The organism is Streptomyces sp. NPDC046881 (assembly GCF_040645015.1).
GTDB lineage: Bacteria > Actinomycetota > Actinomycetes > Streptomycetales > Streptomycetaceae > Streptomyces.
In genome coordinates this window covers 1-5,285 of sequence record NZ_JBEYXJ010000209.1, presented here as the reverse complement: position 1 = coordinate 5,285, position 5,285 = coordinate 1, and the positions used below count along the sequence as shown (strand labels likewise).

Annotated in this window: 2 protein-coding genes; both read right to left on the bottom strand. The window is 75.0% G+C overall.

Annotated features, from left to right (window positions below; translation table 11 throughout):
- Positions 1-1,710, bottom strand: a 1,710-nt coding sequence (locus ABZ923_RS40860; protein WP_361483380.1) for a type I polyketide synthase, incomplete at its 3' end; no start/stop codon positions are given.
- A 30-nt stretch (positions 1,711-1,740) separates the two neighbouring features.
- Positions 1,741-5,285: SDR family NAD(P)-dependent oxidoreductase (locus ABZ923_RS40855; protein ID WP_361483377.1), on the bottom strand; the 3,545-nt coding region annotated here is incomplete at its 5' end.

Below are 5,285 nucleotides of genomic sequence, written 5' to 3'. Positions count from 1 at the left end.
GACCCGCTGGGACCCCTGCCCCGGGAACACGACGACCGTCTTCCCGTCGGCACCCGAGCCCGTGACCACGAACGGAGCCGTCTCCCCGGCGGCCAACGCCCGCAGCCCGGAGACCACCTCTTCACGGCTCTCGGCGAGGACCACGGCCCGCTCCGACAGCACCGTCCGCCGGGACACCAGCGCCCCCGCAACGGCCTCCAGCGGGGCATCGGTGCCGGCGAGGTACTCCGCCAGCCGCTCCGCCTGTCCGGCAAGGGCAGGCTCGTTCCGTGCCGACACCACCACCGGTATCGGACCCTCGGCGGGAGCCACCGGCTCGGTGCCGGGCTCGTCGGGCGCCTGTTCCAGGATGACGTGGGCGTTGGTGCCGCTGACGCCGAAGCCGGAGACGCCGGCGCGGCGCGGCCGGTTCGCGTCCGGCCACTCGCGGGACTCCGTCAGCAGACGTACGGCGCCCGCGTCCCAGTCGACGCGGGGGGACGGTTCGTCGACGTGCAGGGTGGCCGGGAGTACGCCGTGTCGCATGGCCTGGATCATCTTGATGACACCGGCGACGCCCGCGGCGGCCTGGGTGTGCCCGATGTTGGACTTCAACGAGCCCAGCCACAGCGGCTGTTCGCGGTCCTGGCCGTAGGTTGCCAGCAGGGCCTGGGCCTCGATCGGGTCGCCGAGGACCGTGCCCGTGCCGTGGCCTTCCACGGCGTCCACGTCGGCCGGGGTGAGTCCGGCCGCGGCCAGGGCCTTGCGGATGACGCGCTGCTGCGAGGGACCGTTGGGGGCGGTCAGGCCGTTGGAGGCGCCGTCCTGGTTGACCGCTGTGCCGCGCACGACGGCCAGCACCCGGTGGCCCTTGCGCCGCGCCTCCGACAGCCGCTCCAGGACGACCACACCCGCGCCCTCGGCCCAGCCGGTGCCGTCGGCGGCCGACGAGTAGGCCTTGCAGCGGCCGTCGGCGGCCAGGCCCCGCTGCCGGGAGAAGTCGATGAACAGGCCGGGGGTCGCCATGACGGTGGCGCCGCCGGCCAGGGCCATCGTGCACTCACCGCGCCGCAGGGCCTGCACGGCGAGGTGGATGGCGACCAGGGACGAGGAGCAGGCGGTGTCGAGGGTGACGGCGGGGCCCTCGAAGCCGAAGACGTAGGAGATGCGGCCGGAGGCGACGCTGGACGCGGCGCCCGTTCCGGTGAAGCCCTCCAGTTCGGGCGGGACGCTGCCGCCGGCGAAGTAGTCGACGCCCATGATGCCGTTGAAGACGCCGACGTCGGTGCCCTTCAGCGTCAGCGGGTCGATGCCGGCCCGCTCCAGCGCCTCCCAGGAGGTTTCCAGCAGCAGCCGCTGCTGCGGGTCCATCGCCAGCGCCTCGCGCGGGGAGATGCCGAAGAACTCGGCGTCGAACCGGCCGGCGCCGTGCAGGAACCCGCCCTGGTCGACGTAGGAGGTGCCGGTCTTCTCGGGATCGGCGTCCAGCAGGGTGTCGAGGTCCCAGCCGCGGTCGCCGGGGAAGCCGGACACTCCGTCCCGGCCCTCGGCGACCAACTCCCAGAGGTCTTCGGGCGTGTCGACGCCGCCGGGGAGCCGGCAGGCCATGCCGACGATCGCGATCGGCTCGCGCGAGGCGGCCAGCAGCTGCTGGTTCCGCTTCTTCAGCGTGCCGACCTCTTCCAGCGACTTCCGCAGCGCCTCGACAAGCTTCTCGTAGGAAGCACTCACTGTCCCTGCCCCAATCTGTGGTGTGCCGCGTCAGCCTTCGAGGGATTCGCTGTCGCCGAGCGCGAGGTGTACGAGGTCGTCGACGTCCAGGTCGGCCAGTGCCCCCGGGGTGGTGTCCGGTTCGCCGGACGCGGGTGCGCCGGGTTCCAGGGCGGCCAGTTCGACCAGCGCGTCCAGCAGGCCGGCCTCCCGGAACCGCTCCAGCGGGAGGCTGATCAGCGCGTGCCGCAGCCGTTCCTCGTCGGCCTCCGCCGCCGGCCGCTGCCCGGCCGCACCCTCCGGTGCGAGTTCGCCGTGCAGGTGGCGGGCCAGGGCGAGCGGTGTGGGGTAGTCGAAGACCACGGTGGCGGAGAGGTTGACGCCGGTCGCGGCGCGCAGCCGGTTGCGCAGCTCCACCGAGGTGAGGGAGTCGAACCCGGCGTCCTTGAACGCCGTTTCGGCGCCGACGCCGTCCGCTCCGGTGTGCCCGAGCACGCCGGCCACGTGGCCGCGGACGACGTCCAGCAGCAGGGCCTCCTGCCGGTCGCGGTCGAGGCCGGCCAGCCGGCGCAGCAGGCCGTCCCCGCCGTCGCCGGCGGCGGCCCGCGCCGACTGCCGTCCGGCCCGGACGAGTTGGCGGAGCAGCGGCGGCACTCCGGGCCCCGTGGCCGCTTCGGCGCGTACGGCCCTGAGGTCCAGTTTGACCGGGACGAGCAGCGGGTCGTCGCCGGCCAGGGCCGCGTCGAAGAGGGCCAAACCCTCCTGCGGAGTGAGCGGCAGGATGCCACCGCGCCGGTTGCCGCGGGTGCGGGCCGCCGCTTCCGCGCCGGCGGTCATCCCGGTGGTCTGCTCCCAGGGTCCCCAGGCCAGGGACAGCGCGGGCAGGCCGGCCGCCCGGCGCCGGGCCATCGCCGCGTCCAGCCAGGCGTTGGCGGCGGCGTAGTTGCCCTGCCCGGCCGAGCCGAACAGCCCGGAGGCGGAGGAGAACACCGCGAACGTCGTGAGGTCCCGCGTGCGGGTCAGCTCGTCCAGGTGCCGCACGGCCGTCACCTTCGGCGCGAAGACGTGGGCCAGCCGCTCGCGGTCGAGCGTGCCGATCACCCCGTCGTCCAGGACGCCCGCGGTGTGCAGGACCGCGGTCAGCGGGTGCTCGTCGGGTACGGAGTCCAGCAGGGCGGCGAGCGCGTCCCGGTCGGCGAGGTCGCAGGCGGCCACCCGTACCGTCGTCGCGCCGAGCGCGGTCAGCTCGGCGACGAGGTCCCGTGCGCCACCGGCGTCCGGGCCGCGCCGGCTCGCCAGCAGCAGGTGCCGGACGCCGTGCCGCTCGACCAGGTGCCGGGCCAGCAGGGCACCCAGCGAACCGGTGCCGCCGGTGACGAGGACGGTGCCGTCCGGGTCCCAGCCGGGGTCCTCGGTGGTGGTGGCGGCCCGTACCAGGCGCGGGGCGCGGACGGTCGTACCGTGCAGCGCGAGCTGCGGTTCGCCGGCCGCCACCGCGGTGGTGAGGAGGGCGGTGAGGGAGTCGTCGTCCTCCGACGGCGCGTCGGTGTCGATGAGCGTGATCCGGTCGGGGTTCTCCGCCTGGGCGGCCCGTACGAGCCCCCAGACGGCCGCCCCTGCCGGGTCGGTCGCGTTGTCCTCGCCGGCGGCGGGCACCGCGCCCCGGGTCACGATGACGAGCCGGGAGTCCGCGAGCCTTTCGTCGGCCAGCCAGGCCTGCACGACGTCCAGGACCCGGGCGGTGCGTTCCAGGGCGTCGTCTGAGCCGTCGGCCGGTACGACCAGCAGCTCCGGCACGCTGTCCCCGGCGAGGTCGGCGGCGGTGGCGATCCGTGCCCAGGCCGGTGCCGGGGTGCCCGTGCGGGTGGGCACGGTGAGGTCGGTCCACTCCACGCGGAACAGCGCGTCCGTGCCGGGCGCGCCGGCCGCGGCCTCCAGCTGTTCGGCGCTGACCGCGCGGAACACCAGGGACTCGGTCGTCAGCACCGGCGCGCCGGTCTCGTCGGCGGCGTGCACGGCCACCGCGTCGGGCCCGGACGGCGCGACCCGCACCCGCAGCGCCGCGGCGCCCGCCGCGTGCAGTGCCAGCCGGTTCCAGGCGAACGGCAGGACCGTGCGCGGCGCGCCGCCGGGAGCGGTGGCGTCGGCCGGGGTGACGAATCCGTTGGCGTGCAGGGCCGCGTCGAGCAGGGCCGGGTGGATACCGAACCGGGCCGCCTCCTCGCGCTGCCCGTCCGGCAGGGCGACCTCGGCGTACACCTCGTCGCCGCGCCGCCATACCGCCCGCAGCCCCTGGAAGACCGGGCCGTAGGTGTAGCCCTTCTCGATGAGCCCGGAGTAGAAGGCGTCGACGTCCACCTCGACCGGCTCGGCGCCGGGTGGCGGCCACGCGGTGAAGTCGAAGGTGCCGCCGGCCGCGGGGACCGCCGGCGTGAGGGTGCCGGTGGCGTGCCGGGTCCAGGCCGCGCCGCCGATGTCACCGGCCGCGTCCTCCCGGGCGGAGTACACCGCCACCGTCCGCAGCCCCTCGTCGTCCGGCCCGCCCACGGCGACCTGGACGCGTACGCCGCCCTGCTCCGGGACGACCAGCGGCGCCTCGATGACGAGTTCGTCCACGGTCCCGCAGCCGACCTCGTCCCCGGCCCGCACGGCCAGCTCGATGAGCCCGGTGCCGGGCACGAGCACCACTCCCCCGACCGCGTGGTCCGCCAGCCAGGGGTGCGTGCGCAGCGACAGCCGGGACGTGCACAGCACACCGCCGGTCTCCGGCACCTCCACCACCGCACCCAGCAGCGGGTGGTCCGCCGTGGTCTGCCCGAGGGCGACGGCGTCGGTGGCGGGGACCGCCTGCAGCCAGTAGTGACGGTGGTCGAAGGCGTACGTCGGCAGGTCCACGTGACCTTCGGTGGCGCCCTCGGGCAGCACAGCCGCCCAGTTCACCTTCGAGCCGCGGACGAAGAGGTGGGCCACGGCCGCGAGGAGGGTCTGGGCCTCGCCGCGCTCGTCACGCAGGGCCGGGACGCTGACCGCGTCCGCCGATTCCGTGATCGCACCGGTCAGCGCACCGCCCGGGCCGAGTTCCAGGAACACCGAGCCGCCGGAGGCGGCGATCCCGTCGGCGAAGCGGACCGGGCGGCGGACGTGGTCCACCCAGTACGCCGGATCCGTCAACTGACCCGGCTCGGCGGTCTTACCGGTGACATTTGATACGACGGGGATGACGGGCTCGTTCCACGTCAGCCCGTCCAGGGCTGAGGCGAAGTCCGTGAGCATCGGCTCCATGAGTGCCGAGTGGAAGGCGTGGGAGACGGTGAGCCGCTTGACCCGGCGGCCCTGCTCGCGCAGCTTCTCCGCCACCGCCAGCACGGCCGTCTCGTCGCCGGACAGGACGACCGAACCGGGCGCGTTCACCGCCGCCAAGTCCACGCCCTCGCCGAGGTGTTCAGTGATCTCGGCTTCGCTGGCGGCCACGGCGACCATCGCGCCGCCCGTGGGCAGGGTCTGCATCAGCCGGCCCCGCGCCGCCACCAGCGCCGCCGCGTCCTCCAGCGACAGCACACCCGCCACATGCGCGGCCACGACCTCGCCGATGGAGT